This is a genomic window from Kitasatospora sp. NPDC030952 (assembly GCF_055571335.1).
On the sequence record NZ_JBVIFM010000031.1, the window covers coordinates 1 to 15,620 of the forward strand.

The window sequence follows — 15,620 nt, forward strand, 5'->3', positions numbered from 1 at the left end:
CGGGGAGATCAGCTGTCCGTCACCGGGGAGATTTCATGTCCACCAGCGGGGAGGCCAACTGACCGCCAGCGGGGAGTCTGCCGTGTCCGCTGACAGGCCTGGGATGCCGTCCGGAGCTGCTATGAGGTAGGACGCGCGCGTCTTTCAGTGCTGCGGCTGGCGGGGCGAGGTCAGTTCGAGCGCCCGACTGTCGTGACCTGCCGCCATCTCGTCCAGCCAGAGTTCATACCAGGCGATGAAGTCGGGAGCCGACGAGAGGTCGGGGCCCCAGAAGCCATCGGAGTTGCCCGTGACGATGCGGCCGGTCAGCGGTCCCGTGACTCCCAGCAGAACCACGTCGCTGCACCCTGCTTCGATGATGTGCAGGAACCTGTCGCCTGGACGTGCACGATCCTCGACCGTGGTGAAGCTCCGCGGGGTTTCATCCTCGGACCCCTTCGGGTCCATCGTGAACAGCTCGCACCGGTTCAGGGGCAGGAGCCCGTAGAACGGGGAAGCCCCGGTCGCGCCAAGGAACGTCAGGAAGTCTCGGTAGGGGGCAGGAAGCACGACTCCGTGGTCAGTCTCGAAGGCGTCGAGCGTCGCCGCGCTGACGGTTCGCCCGAGCTGGAAGCGATGCTTCTCCTCGCCGAAGGAGTGGCTGCGAAGAGGGCTGAAGGGGATCTGGGCGAGCTTCCGGCGCAGGCGGGGCAGGCGGGGGTCCATACGTGATCTTCTCTCGTTCGGTCCCGAAGCCTAATGGCGAGGGACGCGTGCCCACCACCGAACAGAAGTGGTGCCTGGTGGAGTGCATGTCCGCTGCGCCCGGGAGGCACTATGAGCGGCTGGCAGGGGCAGCGCGTCGCGATCTGCTGTCACCGATGGCAGATCGCGAGGTGAATCCACTCGGGTCAGGCTCATCGGATGCGGGGGCTTCGAGGCCGGGTGTCCCAGCGGTAGAGGGTCCCAAGCCCGTCGGATCAGGCAGCGGACAGTGATGATGGCGCCGGCCATGGCGATGAAGAACTCGACGATGGTTCTTCGTCGCTCGGTGCAGCGGTGGAGCTTGCCGAAGTTGTTCATCCAGGAGTTCGTACGTTCGGCCACCCAGCGCCCGCCGGCGTGGATCGGGGTCCTCGCGCCACGCTCGGCGATCTTGCCGATGATTCGCCGGGCGGAGCCTTGGCGATGCAGCCGTCCGCGGACAGCTGGTCGAGTTCGAGGCCGATTCCGGTCGTAGCAGGCAAGTGCGAGTACGCGCAGGGTCTCCATCACGCCGAGGCGATCCACTCGTCGCGGCGGCGGCGCAGCGTCCCGGCAGAGCACATGCGATCCGCCACCCGCTCGTATCCGCAACCGAAGACCAGAACCTGTACCAGACGGTCGAAGGCGACCTCGTCGCTGATGCGCGGATTGTGGCAGCCCAGCGGATGGAGGTCCTCAAGAGCGGGGAGCAGCGTGAGGAACTGGTCGCGGATCGGGTCGAGAATGCATGATGGGACGGCAGGCACGGATCCCCCAATGATCATGAAGCGTAGGGAACTCCATGATCGGGCGAACATGCCTGCCCTGCTACTGCCGATCAGCTCGGCATCTACTGGTGGACGGCCTGAATTGACGTCGAACCAGGGAAGCCGTGAGCGGCGGAGCTTGAGTCTCCACCAAGGGGAGGCGCGAGGGTGAGGGCATGGACAGCGACACGCTTTACTCGATCGGCGATCTGGCCCGGCGGACCGGGCTGACGGTCAAGACCGTACGGTTCTACTCCGACTCGGGGATCGTGCCGCCGACAGACCGCAGCCCGGCCGGCTACCGGCTCTACGACATCGATGCCCTCGCGCGTTTGGACCTCGTGCGGACGCTGCGCGACCTGGGACTCGACCTTGCCGCCATCCGGCAGGTCCTGGACCGGGAGATCTCGCTGCCCGAGGTCGCCGCAGCACATGCCGAAGCCCTGGAGGTGCAGATCCGCACCCTGCGACTGCGGCGTGCGGTGCTGCGAGCGGTAGTCAAGCGGGGCTCCACCCCTGAGGAGATGGACCTGATGCACAAGCTCGCCAAGCTCTCCGACGATGAACGCCGACGTGTCATCAGCGATTTCGTGGACGACACCTTCGGTGGCCTGGACGCCAACCCCGAACTGGTGGCCATGATGCGTTCGGCCATGCCGGACCTGCCCGACGACCCCACGTCGGAGCAGGTCAACGCCTGGGTCGAACTCGCCGAGCTCGCCCAGGACCCGGACTTCCGAGCGTCCGTGCGCCGCATGGCCGAGTACCAGGCGGCCGAACGCGCCCAAGGCGACACCACGGGCCTGCACCACGACCTCACGGAGGCCGTCCGCGACCAGGTCGGCCAGGCGCTGACCGCCGGTGTCGCCCCGGCCTCGCCGCAGGCCGCCCTGGTGATCACGGCCCTGATGGCCCGCTACGCGTCCGTCTTCGGCCGTCCCGACGATGCCGACCTGAAGCGTTGGCTGCTGAAGCGCCTGGAGATTGCCGGCGATCCCCGCGCCGAGCGGTACTGGCAGCTGCTGGCCGTGATCAACGGTTGGCCGGTCCCCGAGAGCCTGGCCCCGGTGTTCGCCTGGTTCGTCCAGGCTCTGCGTGCCGACGTGGAGCGATAGCACGAGGTCGAGCCAGGAGCGCCTCGCGCCGACCGCGCGAGGCGCTCCGCGGTGACCTGAGCCGGAGATCCGCGGGCCAGGACCGGCGGATCTCCGACTCAGGTCACTGGAAGAACACCCCGCACCGCAGCAGCACATTGGCGTACGGCCGTGCCTCCCCCGTGCGGACCACCAGCCGGGCTCCCTCCGAGAGTTCCTTCAGCCGCTCGTGCGGGACCAGCTCCAGGTCCGGGAAGTGGCCGTCCAGCAGGGCCCGGTTGGGCCCGCGCAGCTCCTCCGCGGCCGTGGCGCCCTCGACCACCAGCTCGGCCAGCAGTCCGTCCAGCACCTCCGCGAACGACGGCACCCCGGCCCGGAACGCCAGGTCCACCACGCGCGGCCCGGCCGGGACCGGCATGCCGGCGTCGCACACCAGCACTCCGTCGCCGTGCCCCAACTCTGCTATGGCACCGGCCAGATGACGGTTCAGGATCCCTGCCTTCTTCACCGCGCGTCGACCTCCTCCGCCGTCGGGTACGACTCCTGGGCGCCCCGCCTCGTCACGGCGGCCGCGCCGACCCGGGCCGCGTACCCCGCGGCCTCGGCCGGCGAGGCACCCGCGCCCAGCTTCCAGCCCAGCGCGGCGGTGAAGGCGTCGCCCGCGCCCGTGGTGTCCACCGCGTCCACCTTCACCGACGTCACCCGCGTCACCCCGGACGGGTCGCAGACCAGTGCCCCGTCCGCGCCCAGCGTCACCACCACCGAGCGCGGCCCCTCGGCCAGCAGCAGCTCGGCCCAGTCCTCGGGCTCCTCGCTCACGCAGGCGTCGCCCAGGATCACCCGGGCCTCGTGCTCGTTGACGATCAGCGGGTCGCAGGCCGCCAGCACCTCCGCGGGCAGCGGCTGCGGCGGTGACGGGTTCAGGACGAAGCGGCTGTCCGGGGACAGCTGCCGGACCACCGCCACGACCGTCTCCAGCGGGATCTCCAGCTGCGCCGACACCACCCGGGAGGCCCGGATGAGGCTGCCCGCCGCGCTGATGTCCGCCGGGGTGAGCCGGGCGTTGGCGCCCGGGGACACCACGATGCTGTTGTCCCCGTCGGGGTCGACGGTGATCAGCGCCACGCCCGTCGGCGCCCCGCCCACCAGCACGCCGGTCGTGTCGACGCCTGCCGAGCGCAGCGAGTCCAGCAGCAGCCGGCCGTGGTCGTCGTCGCCGACCCGCGCGAGCAGGGCCGTGCCCGCGCCGAGCCGGGCGGCGGCCACCGCCTGGTTGGCGCCCTTGCCGCCCGGGTGGACGGCGAGGTCTCCGCCGAGCACCGTCTCACCGGCGCCCGGCCGACGCTCGACGTCGATCACCAGGTCGGCGTTGGCCGACCCGACGACCAACAGGTCGTAGTCGTACATCAGTTGACTCCCTCGTTCCCCGTGATTGCGCTGAACCGCCCCAGGGCGGGCGGGTCGTCCACCCACGATGCGCACCGTGGGTGGACGACCCGCCCGCCCGAGCCGCTCGTGGTCAGCCGCTGAAACCGGCCACGTCGTCCTGCGTGACCACCTTCACCGGCACCTTCACCATCGATTCGACCTTCTTGCCCTGCACCGCCTGCAGCGCGTTGTCCACGGCGATCCTGCCCAGCTGCGAGGGCTGCTGGGCGACCGACGCGTACAGCGTGCCGTCCTTCACCGCCGCCAGTCCGTCCGGGACGCCGTCGAAGCCGACGACCTGGACCGACGTACCGGCCTTGGAACCGAGCGCCTTGATCGCGCCGAGCGCCATCTCGTCGTTGGCGGCGATGACGCCCTGGACGTCCGGGTGGGCCTGGAGCAGGTTGGACATCACGTCGAGGCCCTTGGTGCGGTCGAAGTCGGCGGGCTGCTCGGCCACCACCTCGATACCGGGGTAGGCCCGCAGACCCTGGGCGAAGCCCGCCGCCCGCTCCCGGGCCGCCGAAGTGCCCGCCTGGCCCTGGAGGATGACGATCTTGCCGCTGCCGCCGAGCTTCTCGGCGATCGACTTGGCGGCCAGCTCACCGCCGGCCACGTTGTCGGACGCCACCAGGGCGTTGACATCGGCCTTGTTGACGCCCCGGTCGACGGCGATGACCGGGATCTTCGCCTTGCCGGCGGCCTGGACCGCGTTGCTCGCCGCGTCCGAGTCCACCGGGTTGACGATGATCGCGCCGAGGCCCGAACCGGTGAAGTTCTGCAGCTGGTTGGCCTGCTGCGAGGCGTCGTTCTGGGCGTCGGTGACGGTCAGGTCCACGCCCAGCTTCTTCGCCTCCGCCTGGGCACCGGCTCGGATCTGCACGAAGAAGGGGTTGTTGAGGGTGGAGAGCGACAGCCCCATGCGCGGGGCCGTGGCGGACGAGGACCCGCCGTGCAGGAAGGAGGTCGCGCCGACCACCGCCACGGCCACGACGGCCGCGAGCGCGTACGTCACCGCCTGCTTGCCCCTGCCGCCCGGAGCACCGCCCGGGGCCGCCGGAGCCGCCCCGGCCTTGCGGCGCACGGCGTCCAGCAGCACCGCCAGCGCGATGACGACACCGATCACCACCTGCTGCCAGAACGCCGACACGGACAGCAGGTTGAGGCCGTTGCGGAGCACCGCGAGGATCAGCGCGCCGATCAGCGTGCCGGAGGCCTTGCCGGTGCCGCCCGCGAGCGAGGCGCCGCCGATGACGACCGCCGCGATCGCGTCCAGCTCGTAGCCGCTGGCGGCCTGCGGCTGCGCAGAGGACAGCCGGGAGGCCAGCACGACGCCGGCGACGGCCGCGAACAGGCCGGACAGGGCGTAGATGGCGAGCTTCTGCTTCGACACGCGCAGCCCCGACAGTCGGGCCGCCTCCTCGTTGCCGCCGATGGCGTACATCGAGCGGCCGATGTACGTCCGGTTCAGGACGAGGGCCGCGATCAGGCCCATCGCCACCATGACCAGGACGGGCACCGGCAGCCAGCCGCCGAGCGTGTCACCGAGGTGCGAGACCGAGTCCGGGAAGGCGATCGGCGAGCCCTGCGAGATGACCAGCGCGAGACCACGGCCCACGGACAGCATCGCCAGCGTCGCGATGAACGGCGGCAGCTTGCCGTACGCGATGAGGAAGCCGTTCACCAGCCCGGCCACGACACCCGTGGCGAGGCCGAGGAGCACCGCGAGCACCACCGGCACCCCGTGCTGGGTCGCGCCCCAGGCCAGCACGGTCGCCGACAGCGCGGCCACCGACCCGACCGACAGATCGATGCCGGCCGAGACGATCACGAAGGTCACGCCGAAGGCCAGGATGGCCGTGACGGCGGCCTGGACGCCGATGTTGAGCAGGTTGTCGGTGGTCAGGAAGTCCCCGGAGAGCGCCGACAGGGCGATCACCAGGCCGATCAGCGCGGTGAGCGCGCCGTTGTCGAGGAGCAGCCGGCGCAGGCCGCCGGGGGCGGCGCCCGTCGCGCCCGGCGTGCTCTTGAGCGTGTCAGTGGCCACGGCTGGCCTCCTTCTGGGTCTTCTCGGTCTTCTCGGTGGTGGGGGCGGAGACGGCGAGGGACATCACGGCGTCCTGGGTGGCCTCGTCGCCGGCGAGCTCGCCGGCGACCCGGCCCTGGGCCATGACCAGCACCCGGTCGCTCATGCCGAGCACCTCGGGCAGATCACTGGAGATCATGAGGACGGCGGCCCCGGCGGCGGTCAGTTCATTGATCAGCTGGTAGATCTCGACCTTGGCGCCGACGTCGATCCCGCGCGTCGGCTCGTCGAGGATCAGCACCTTGGTGTCGGCCAGCAGCCACTTGCCGATGACGACCTTCTGCTGGTTGCCGCCGGACAGGGTCCGCACCTGCTGCCCCAGGCCCGCCATCCGCACTCCCAGCTGCCGGGCGATGCGCTCGGCCGCGGCGTGCTGCGCCTTGCGGTCCACGAGCCCGCCCCGGGTGGCGGCCCGCATGGTGACGAGCCCGAGGTTCTCCTCGACGGAGGCGTCGAGCACGAGCCCCTGCCCCTTGCGGTCCTCGGGCACGAGCCCGATCCCGGCGGCCATGGCGGCGCTCACGTCATGCCGCTTGAGCCGCGTACCGGAGACGGTGACGGTCCCGCCGTCGTAGGGATCGGCCCCGAACACGGCCCGGACGACCTCGGTCCGCCCGGCTCCGACGAGCCCGGCGATCCCGACGACCTCCCCGGCGTGCACCTGGAAGCCCACCTCGTGGAACACCCCGTCCCGGGTGAGCCCCTCGACGGACAGCAACGCGGCTCCCCGGTCCGGCCGTTGGCGCGGGTACTGCTGCTCGATGGAGCGCCCGACCATGAGCCGTACCAGCTCGTCCTCGGGCGTGGAGGCCGGAACCTGCCCGACGCTCCTGCCGTCCCGGATGACGGTGACCCGGTCCCCCAGGGCGGCGATCTCCTCCAGGTGATGGGTGATGAAGACGATCCCGACCCCGTCCTCGCGCAGCGAGCGCACGATGGCGAAGAGCTTCTCCACCTCCTCCGAGGTGAGCACGGCGGTCGGCTCGTCCATGATCAGCACCCGCGCGTCCAGGCTGAGCGCCTTGGCGATCTCGACCATCTGCAGCCGGGCGATGCCGAGTTCACGCACCCGAGCGCGAGGCGACACGTTCACGCCCACGCGCGCGAGGAGGGCCTCGGCGTCGGCCTCCATCTTCTTCCGGTCGATCATCCCGAAGCGGCGGGGCTGCCGCCCGAGGAAGATGTTCTCGGCGACGGTCAGCTCGGGAACCAGGTTGAACTCCTGGTAGATGGTGGCGATTCCGAGCCGCTCGGCGTCCTGCGCACCATGGATGCGCACGTCCTGGCCGTCGACGCGAATCCGCCCGGCATCGGGGGTGTAGGCCCCGGAGAGCATCTTGATCAGCGTGCTCTTGCCGGCGCCGTTCTCTCCGAGCAGCACATGGACCTCGCCCCGGCGCAGAGCGAAGTCGACGCCGTCGAGCGCGACCACGCCGGGGAAGGTCTTGCGTATGCCCTCGATGCGCAGCAACTCAACCGGGCTGCTCACGACGTGCTCCTTTGCACTGGGGAGGGGGACTGGGGAGGGGGACTGGGGGTGGGGGATGGGTGGGGGATGGGTGGGGACTGGGTGGGGGATGGAGCGGGGGAGGGAGTCGGGGAGGGGGGTCAGTGGTCGGGGCGGGTGGGCTCACCGCACGAGCGGCGCACGACGAGCCGGGCGGGCAGGGTCACGGACGGGGGCGTGCGCCCCTCGATGCGGTCGATCAGGGCCCGTACGGCGGCCCGCCCCAGCTCACCGGTCGGCTGGGCGATCGCGGTGACGGGCGGGTCGGTGTGCACGAACCAGGGGATGTCGTCGAACGCGGCCAGCGCGATGTCGTCCGGCACCCGCAGCCCGCGCGCGCGGACGGCGTCCAGGGCACCGAGTGCCATGAGGTTGTCGGCGGCGAAGACGACGTCCGGCGGTTCGGGGAGATCCAGGAACCCCTCGGTGACCCGTCGCCCGCTGGCGGCCTGGAAGTCGCCCTGGCCCACGTAGACGTCGGGGAGGGGGAGCCCGTACTCGGCGAGCGCGGCCCGGAAGGCCTCGACGCGCTCACTGCCGGTCGTGGTGGCGGCGGGCCCGGCGATGATGGCGAGCCGCCGGTGCCCGAGGGAGTGCAGATGGGCGACGAGGTCCCGGATGGCGGCCCGTCCGTCGGCCCGGACGACGGGCACGTCCACGCCCGGGATCCACCTGTCCACGAACACCATGGGCGTCCCGGCGCGGGCGGCGTCGAGCATGAGCGGCGACCCGCCGTCGGTGGGGGAGACGAGCAGCCCGTCGATCCGCCGGTCCAGCAGGTTCCGCACGTGGTGGTCCTGGATCTCGGGCTGCTCGTCGGCGTTCCCGATGATCACGCTGTACCCGAGCGCCCGTGCCTCCTCCTCGACGGAGCGGGCCAGCTCGGTGAAGTAGGGGTTCAGCACGTCGCTGATCACGAGCCCGAGGGTGTGGGTCTGGTCGGTCCGCAGGGAGCGGGCGACGGCGTTCGGCCGGTACGCCAGCTCCGCGACGGCGGCCAGCACACGCGTGCGTGCCTCCGCGCTGACCGACGGGTGCGCATTCAGGACACGTGACACCGTGGCGACGGACACCCCGGCCGCGGCGGCGACATCCTTGATACTCGCCAACGCCGGCTCACCTCCTCGTGAAGCTTCCTGGTGGAACCACCTGGTCGAACGCCCCGGTGGAGCGTCCTGCTGGAACGTCCTGGTGGAACGGGCGACGGGTACCCCATGGAAGCGTGTAATCGATTCCATGACCGTGCCGTAGGAGGATTGGAATCGATTACACGAGGCGGAGGCAAGAGGGTGCGGATGGCCGAAACCCAATCGTGACCGGGGGGTGACCGCCTACCGATGCGAGTGATCGAGCGCGGGTACCGGCTTCGCCCGTGGCGCGGCCTCGGCTGCTTGGGCGTCGGCTGCTTGGGCGTCGGCGGCTTGGGTCTCGCCGGTTTGGGCCTCGGCTGCTTGGGCTTCGGCGGGCCGGGCTTCGGCGCCCCAGCGGCGGGCGAGGACGGCGCAGACCATCAGCTGCAACTGGTGGAAGAGCATCAGCGGCAGCACCATCAGCCCGGCCGCAGCGCCGGGGAAGAGGACGGCGGCCATCGGCACGCCGCTGGCCAGGCTCTTCTTGGAGCCGCAGAAGACGATCGCGATCAGATCGCCGCGGTCGAATCCGAGGCGGCGGCCGCCGAGCAGGGTGGCGGTCAGGACCAGCGCCAGCAGCGCCGACTCGGTCACCAGCAGGGCGGCCAGCCGGGGCAGCGAGAGCGCGCCCCACATCCCGCCGACGACGGCGGCGCTGAAGGCGCTGTAGACGACCAGCAGGATGGAGCCGCGGTCCACCAGGGCGAGGACGGCGCGGTGGCGGGCCGTCCAGGCGGCGATCCAGCGGCGCAGCAACTGGCCGGCGGCGAAGGGCAGCAGGAGCTGTTCGGCGATCTCCAGCACGGTGCCCGCCGAGATGCCGCCCTCGGTGTGCAGCAGCACGGCGGCGAGCAGCGGGGTCAGCAGGATGCCGAAGAGGCTGGAGAAGGTCGCGCTGCAGACCGCGGCGGCGGTGTTGCCGCGGGCGATGGAGGTGAAGGCGATCGAGGACTGCACGGTGGAGGGCAGCAGGGTCAGGAACAGCAGGCCTTGGTAGAGCTGCGGCGACAGGACGGTCGGCACCAGCAGGCGGGCGGCCGTCCCGAGCAGGGGGAAGAGCACGAAGGTCACCGCGAGCACGGTGCCGTGCAGGCGCCACTGCTTGAGTCCGGTCCAGGCCTCACGGGCGGAGAGCCGGGCGCCGTAGAGGAAGAACAGCACGGCGACGCCGCCGGTGGCGGCGTCCGAGACGACCGGTGCGGCGACGCCTCGGGCGGGGAGGAGGGCGGCGAGCACGACGGTGCCGAGCAGGGAGGCGATGAACGGGTCGACCCGGATGCGGGCGCAGCGTCGCAGCGGCGGCCGGGCGCGAAGGCGGCCTATTCGGCGTGAGCGGAGTGAGGGGTTCGGGCAGGGCATGGTTCTCCGCGTCGATGGTTCGGTTGGGGACGGCCTCAGCCTGCCTCCCGGTCGGGTGATTGTGAATCCCGCTGGCTGCGGGCACTGCCATCATGATTCGTGATATCAGCAGATAGAGTGGCCGGATGCTCGATCCGGTGCAGTTGAGGTCCTTCCTCGCGGTGGCCCAGACCGGCGGCTTCACCCGGGCCGCCGAGCGGCTGGGACTGCGGCAGTCGACGGTCAGCCAGCACGTGCGGCGGCTGGAGGAGGCCGCCGGCCGGCGGCTGTTCCTGCGCGACACCCACTCCGTGCAGCTCACCGGCGAGGGCGAGGCGATGGTCGGCTTCGCCCGGACGATCCTGGAGGCCCACGAGCAGGCGCTCGGCTACTTCGCGCGGACGCAGGTGCGCGGGCGGGTGCGGTTCGGCGCGTCGGAGGACTTCGTCCACACCGAACTGCCGCAGATCCTGCGGAGCTTCCGGCGCCGCAACCCGCACATCGACCTCGAACTCACCGTCGGGCTCAGCGCCGTGCTCGACGAGCAACTGGCCGACGGACGGCTCGACCTGGTGCTCGGCAAGCGCCCGCCGGGCAGCGACTCCCAGGGCCAACTGGTCTGGCAGGACCGGCTGGTGTGGGTCGCGGCGGAGGACTTCCGGCTGGACGGTCCGGTGGAGCCGCTGCCGCTCATCGTCTACCCGCCGCCCAGCTTCACCCGGGCCCGCGCCCTGGAGGCCTGCGAACGCGAGGGCCGACCCTGGCGGATCGCCTGCACCAGCACCAGCCTGTCCGGCGTCCGGGCCGCCGCGCTGGCCGGCCTCGGGGTGGTGCCGCACGCCCGGAGCCTGATTCCGTCGGGCCTGCGGCCGCTGCCCGACCAGCCGGACCTGCCGGACCTGGGCACCACCGACTTCGCCCTCACCACAGGGCGCAGCGCGGCCCGCGGCCCGGCCCGGGTCCTGGCCCAGGCCGTACTCGCGGACGCGTTCCGGCTGCAACGCGCCCCGGAGCGGGCACAGCCCTGACCGGGCCACGACCGTCCACCGGCATCGGCCACACCGCCCGGGACGACGACCTGGGCTGGATCGACGTCGACTACGCCACCCGCCCTCCTGACGGGAAGTCGAACGGGGGCCGACGCGCTCGTGCATCGGCGAACTCCTGGAGGTTCGGTGAGACAGCGGCGAACCAGCGGAGCATCGTTCCGAAGCCCGCCCACCGGCCCCCGCCCGCACAGGCCCCCCCGGGACGGCTATTTCCGTTCTGTAGCATCCGCGCACGAGCGTCGATCCGGCCGCTGGCCGCGTCAGCCGAGTGGGGGGTGTGGTGGGGGGGCGGAGGGCGCGGGCCTAGCCTGAGCACGCACCTGTCGATTCCCCACCTGCACTGGCGAAAGTCGAGACCACCGTGAACCTGTTTCCGCGCAGAGCGATAGCCGTACCGTTCCTCGCGCTCGCTGTGGCGGGCTGCTCGGCAACCGGCTCCGGGGCGGCGCCCACGCCCGCCGCGAGCCCGATCACCACCTCGCCCACCCAAGTCGGCGTGCCGGCGCAGGCCCCGACGACGGCCACCGCCCCGACAGCGGGTGGGACAGCGGCCTCGGCCGGGCCGGCCCAGGTACTGGAGGCCTGGCTCGCGGATGTCTACCGCGGGGACGTCGACCAGGCGTGGGCGCTCACCCAGCTGCCCCCGGCCACGGGCGGCGCCTCCCCGCAGCAGGACCCGAAGGCGGCGTTCACGCGGGTGGTGAACTCCCTGCACCAGAATTTCGCCCTGGCCGTCCACACCCCGGACTTCCGGGTCACCCACCAGGAGCCGAAGGCCGACGGCCAGAGCGTGGTGACCGACGCGGACGTGACTGTGGACGGCCACACCCTGCGGCAGGCGATCCTCAGCACCAAGCAGGGCTCGGGCCAGGTGCAGCTCGCCCTCACCTTCACCCTCGGCCAGGTCAAGGGCGACTGGCGCCTGGTGAACCTCGGCATGGACATCGACGCGTCCGTCTCGGCCACCGGCGCCGCCGGATGAGCTGACGGACGTCACGCTGCCGCTGAGTGCCGCTGAGTGCCGCTGAGTGCCGCTGAGTGCGCCGAGTGCCGCTGAGCCGCTGAGTGCCGCGTGTCCGCCGTGGTGCCGTCCACGCCGTCGAAAGTGCTGTGCTCAGCTCCCCCGGCGGACCCGGTCGACGTCTGGCTGTGCACGCTGCTTAAGGCGTGATGTCACAACGACCACTAACTCGCTGTCTCCAGTCATCGGCAACTCCCCGCGACTTCAATGACGCGACGCAAAGGAGGCGGTGCGCCCACCCACGTCCAGCCGGTGGTAGGAAAAGCCCCCGCCCCGCCGGGGCGGGGGCTTTTCCTACGGCCGTATCAGGACGGGAACGTCCCGGGGATCCGCTGGTAGCAGTAGGCGTTGCTCGGGTCCGCGCTGCCCCTGCCGGTGTAGTACGGCTCGCCGACCCAGAGGAACTGCCCTCCGGTCTGGGGGCCGACGATTCCGTCCTGCTGGAAGTGCCAGAAAGCCTGCCACTTGATGACCATGTCCTGCGTCTCAGGGCCCCACTTGCTGTCCTCGGCGACCGACGCAGGGAGGTCCGACAGGCCCAGCAGCCAACTGTGGGTACCGATGTAGTAGTTGTACTGGTGCTGGACACACCAGACGGCGTCACCGCTGAGGTTGTGGCCGACGCCGATGTACGGCGCCCCAGCGGCTGCACTCGCGCTTGTGGTGGTTGCGCCTGCGGCTAGTGCTGTGCCTGCCAGCACTATGGCAGCGCGCTTGAAGATACTGGTGAAGCTGATCACGACTGCTTGCTCTCCCCCGTTAGACAAGGTCACGGGGGCCATATTCCTGTCTGACCCCCCAAAACTTGATGATCAGACAGTGACGGGAGAGCGGTCAAAGCTTTCGGGGCAGGCCGAAAACGTCGCGGAGCAATTGTCAATTCCCGTGGATGGCTGAAGCGCAGTGCGGGGGGCGGTTTCCCGGACGGCCTCTCGGCCGGGCGGCGATTCCGTATTCGGAGGTCCTGTCAGGTGGCTGCCAGGACCTCCACGCCGAGCGCTCTGAGTTGCTTGACGATGGCCTCGTCGGGGTTGGCGTCGGTGATCAGTCCGCTGATCTTCTTCCAGGGCATGACGCGGAACCGCGAAGCGGTGCCGATCTTCTCGGACGAGGCGAGGATGTAGGTTTCCGCGGCCCGTGCGGCCAGGGCGCGCTTCATCGCGGCCTCCTCCGCGTCGCCGGTGGTCAGGCCCGCATCGGGGTGTACGCCGGTGACTCCGATGAGGCACAGGTCGGCGGAGACGTTCTGCGCGGCCTCGACTGCGGCGGCGCCGCAGGCGACCGCGGAGTGCTTGAAGATGCGGCCGCCGAGCAGGAAGAGCTCGACCTGAGGGTGGTCGAGCAGGGCGGCGGCGATCGTCGGACTGTGGGTGATCACGGTGCAGGCCAGATCCTGCGGGAGCGCGTGGGCGACAGCCAGGGCAGTGGTGCCGCCGTCGAGGATCAGCGTGCCGCCCGGCCGCACCAGCCCGGCGGCCACCGCGGCGACCTTCTGCTTGCCGTCCGGGGCCACAGCCTGCCGGGCGGCGTAGTCCGCCACCGCCGGGGAGGCCGGCAGCGCCCCGCCGTAGACCCGCTGGCACAGTCCCTCGGCCGCGAGATCGCGCAGATCGCGTCGCACGCTGTCCTCGGAGATCCCCAGTTCGGCGGCGACGTCCTTGGCGACGACCTTGCCCTCACGGGCGAGCAGGCCCAGCAGGTGGTCACGGCGTTCAGCAGCCAGCATCCGCATTCTCTCCTGTTCTTGCACGTTTCTGCATGTATCGTAGCGCCCCATGACCGACAAGCCCATGCTCATCCTGATCGCCGGGCCCTACCGCTCCGGCACCGACGGCGATCCGCAGGCCATGGCCGCCAATCTCGCCCGCCTCGAAGCAGCCGCCTGGCCCGTCTTCGCCGCCGGCCACCTCCCCGTGATCGGGGAATGGATCGCCCTGCCCGTCCTGCGTTCGGCCGGCGCGGCCCCGACCGACCCCCTCGCCGATCAGGTGCTCTATCCGACCGCCGACCGTCTCCTCGCCCACTGCGACGCCGTGCTGCGCCTGCCCGGCGAATCCACCGGAGCCGACCAGGACGTCGCCACCGCCCGCCGCCGCGGTCTGCCCGTCTACCACGACGTGGCCGAGATCCCCCGCCGCACCCCGCAGGAGAGCGAGTGACAAGCCGCCCCGGCGTCGACACGCCCGACCACCGCGGCCGTACCGCCCTCGACCAGGCCGGACGAGGCCTGGACCGCAACCCCGACGTCGTGATCCGCGACGTCGAACTCACCTCCCAGGGCTGGCACGTCCTGCGCCGCACCACCTTCGACTACCGCCGCCGCGACGGACGCTGGGAAACCCAGCAGCGCGAGACCTACGACCGCGGCAACGGCGCCGTCGTCCTGCCCTACGACACCGAACGTGGCTGCGTCCTGCTCACCCGCCAGTTCCGCTACCCGGCCTACGTCAACGACCACCCCGACGGCATGCTGGTCGAAGCGGCCGCCGGTCTGCTCGACGCGGACGACCCGCCGACCGCCATCCGGCGCGAGAGCGCCGAGGAACTCGGCGTCACCCTCGGCCCGCTCACCCATGTCCTCGACGCCTACATGAGCCCCGGCTCCGTCACCGAGCGGCTCCACTTCTTCGCCGCCTCCTACACCCCGGCCGACCGGACCGGGACCGGCGGCGGACTCGAGGAGGACGGTGAAGACATCGAGGTCCTCGAACTGCCCTTCGCCGAGGCCCTCGCGATGACCCGCGACGGACGCATCACCGACGGCAAGACCATCCTGCTCCTGCAATGGGCAGCCCTGGACGGACCCTTCGCCCACGCGACAGGCGGCCACTGACACCAAGCCCGACCCCGGCCCAGCCCCGCTCGCTTCGGACACGGTGAAGGTCGAGGTGTCGGCCGTCCACCTCGCGCCAACACCGTTGACGCGAGGGGACGAGCTCCTCGGCTCCGGTCAGGGCGTTGTGGGGGCCGGGGCGAAGTAGTCGTGGAGCATCTCGGTGGTCCAAGCCGGCTGGTGGGTATCGCCGCGGGGGCCGAACTCCTCGAACCAGGGCTTCACTTCGAGGATCGGGGTGCCGTCGACGGCGTCCAGGTCCTCGACGTGCAGGTCCAGGCCGTCGACCTTGAGGAGTCGGCAGCGGGAGGAGCCGAGCCAGTTGACGCGCCGCATGTTCCGGTGACCGAAGACACCGACTTCGGGCCACTGCGGGTTGTCGCGCGGGCGGCGGGCGCCGAAGTTCAGGTCGGTCGGGTCGGTCAGGTGGAACCTGAAGATCACATCGAGGTGGGAGAACGCTTCCAGCCCCTTGGTGGCGTCCGGCGGGAACCGGTCGCCGTCGAGCCGGATGACGGCCCGGGTGCCTCCCCAGTAGTCGTCGGTGGGCTCCGTGCGGCCCCCCACCACGTAGCCGAGCGCTTCCACGCTGAAGACTTCGGTCACTGCGTTTCCCCTCCTGTGGAACAGACCGCGCCGGGCCG

15 protein-coding genes and 1 pseudogene are annotated in these 15,620 nt (G+C 71.1%); 5 read left to right on the forward strand and 11 right to left on the reverse strand.

Annotated features, from left to right (window positions below; genetic code table 11):
* Positions 1-144 precede the first annotated feature (144 nt).
* Together ACZ47G_RS35300 and ACZ47G_RS35305 are read right to left on the reverse strand one after the other, a co-directional pair.
* Positions 145-705, reverse strand: a complete 561-nt coding sequence (locus ACZ47G_RS35300) for an SMI1/KNR4 family protein (protein ID WP_465749851.1) — start codon at positions 703-705, stop codon at positions 145-147.
* Between the two features lie 191 nt (positions 706-896).
* Positions 897-1,490, reverse strand: a pseudogene (locus ACZ47G_RS35305) (transposase family protein).
* 176 nt (positions 1,491-1,666) lie between these two features.
* Between ACZ47G_RS35305 and ACZ47G_RS35310 the strand changes: the two are divergent.
* Complete coding sequence (locus ACZ47G_RS35310; protein WP_465749853.1) at positions 1,667-2,605, forward strand: MerR family transcriptional regulator; 939 nt, start codon at positions 1,667-1,669, stop codon at positions 2,603-2,605.
* Positions 2,606-2,708: 103 nt separating this feature from the next.
* On the opposite strand, the gene rbsD is transcribed toward ACZ47G_RS35310, so the two are convergent.
* The 6 genes from rbsD to ACZ47G_RS35340 all read right to left on the reverse strand — a co-directional run bounded on the left by rbsD (position 2,709) and on the right by ACZ47G_RS35340 (position 10,094).
* Positions 2,709-3,092, reverse strand: coding sequence for a D-ribose pyranase (gene rbsD / locus ACZ47G_RS35315; protein ID WP_465749855.1), 384 nt, complete (start codon positions 3,090-3,092; stop codon positions 2,709-2,711).
* Positions 3,089-3,991, reverse strand: coding sequence for a ribokinase (locus ACZ47G_RS35320; RefSeq protein ID WP_465749857.1), 903 nt, complete (start codon positions 3,989-3,991; stop codon positions 3,089-3,091). Before ACZ47G_RS35320 ends, rbsD begins: the two co-directional genes overlap by 4 nt.
* A gap of 112 nt (positions 3,992-4,103) precedes the next feature.
* Complete coding sequence (locus ACZ47G_RS35325; protein ID WP_465749859.1) at positions 4,104-6,059, reverse strand: ABC transporter permease/substrate-binding protein; 1,956 nt, start codon at positions 6,057-6,059, stop codon at positions 4,104-4,106.
* Positions 6,049-7,587 carry a sugar ABC transporter ATP-binding protein gene (locus tag ACZ47G_RS35330; RefSeq protein WP_465749861.1) on the reverse strand — a complete coding sequence of 513 codons (1,539 nt, stop codon included), beginning with the start codon at positions 7,585-7,587 and terminating at the stop codon, positions 6,049-6,051. The genes ACZ47G_RS35325 and ACZ47G_RS35330 overlap by 11 nt, the downstream gene beginning before the upstream one ends.
* A gap of 119 nt (positions 7,588-7,706) precedes the next feature.
* Entirely contained in the window at positions 7,707-8,714 is a 1,008-nt protein-coding gene (locus tag ACZ47G_RS35335) for a LacI family DNA-binding transcriptional regulator (protein ID WP_380453919.1), read from the reverse strand.
* A gap of 222 nt (positions 8,715-8,936) precedes the next feature.
* Positions 8,937-10,094, reverse strand: coding sequence for a bile acid:sodium symporter family protein (locus ACZ47G_RS35340; RefSeq protein WP_465749863.1), 1,158 nt, complete (start codon positions 10,092-10,094; stop codon positions 8,937-8,939).
* 125 nt (positions 10,095-10,219) lie between these two features.
* On the opposite strand from ACZ47G_RS35340, the gene ACZ47G_RS35345 reads away from it, so the two are divergent.
* Positions 10,220-11,101: a LysR family transcriptional regulator gene (locus ACZ47G_RS35345; RefSeq protein WP_465749865.1), complete on the forward strand. Its 882-nt coding sequence runs from the start codon at positions 10,220-10,222 to the stop codon at positions 11,099-11,101.
* A 382-nt stretch (positions 11,102-11,483) separates the two neighbouring features.
* Positions 11,484-12,104, forward strand: coding sequence for a hypothetical protein (locus ACZ47G_RS35350; RefSeq protein WP_465749867.1), 621 nt, complete (start codon positions 11,484-11,486; stop codon positions 12,102-12,104).
* A 344-nt stretch (positions 12,105-12,448) separates the two neighbouring features.
* On the opposite strand, the gene ACZ47G_RS35355 is transcribed toward ACZ47G_RS35350, so the two are convergent.
* Positions 12,449-12,883 (reverse strand): peptidoglycan-binding domain-containing protein, encoded by a 435-nt coding sequence (locus ACZ47G_RS35355; RefSeq protein WP_465749869.1) that lies wholly within the window; start codon positions 12,881-12,883, stop codon positions 12,449-12,451.
* A gap of 227 nt (positions 12,884-13,110) precedes the next feature.
* Positions 13,111-13,869 carry a DeoR/GlpR family DNA-binding transcription regulator gene (locus tag ACZ47G_RS35360; protein WP_465749871.1) on the reverse strand — a complete coding sequence of 253 codons (759 nt, stop codon included), beginning with the start codon at positions 13,867-13,869 and terminating at the stop codon, positions 13,111-13,113.
* 49 nt (positions 13,870-13,918) lie between these two features.
* Here ACZ47G_RS35360 and ACZ47G_RS35365 point away from each other — a divergent pair, with 49 nt between their 5' ends.
* Together ACZ47G_RS35365 and ACZ47G_RS35370 are read left to right on the forward strand one after the other, a co-directional pair.
* On the forward strand, positions 13,919-14,302 hold the full coding sequence (locus ACZ47G_RS35365) for a DUF4406 domain-containing protein (RefSeq protein ID WP_465749873.1): 384 nt from the start codon (positions 13,919-13,921) through the stop codon (positions 14,300-14,302).
* Complete coding sequence (locus ACZ47G_RS35370) at positions 14,299-14,976, forward strand: NUDIX domain-containing protein (protein WP_465749875.1); 678 nt, start codon at positions 14,299-14,301, stop codon at positions 14,974-14,976. Before ACZ47G_RS35365 ends, ACZ47G_RS35370 begins: the two co-directional genes overlap by 4 nt.
* A gap of 117 nt (positions 14,977-15,093) precedes the next feature.
* On the opposite strand, the gene ACZ47G_RS35375 is transcribed toward ACZ47G_RS35370, so the two are convergent.
* On the reverse strand, positions 15,094-15,582 hold the full coding sequence (locus ACZ47G_RS35375; RefSeq protein ID WP_465749877.1) for a TrmO family methyltransferase domain-containing protein: 489 nt from the start codon (positions 15,580-15,582) through the stop codon (positions 15,094-15,096).
* Positions 15,583-15,620 lie beyond the last annotated feature (38 nt).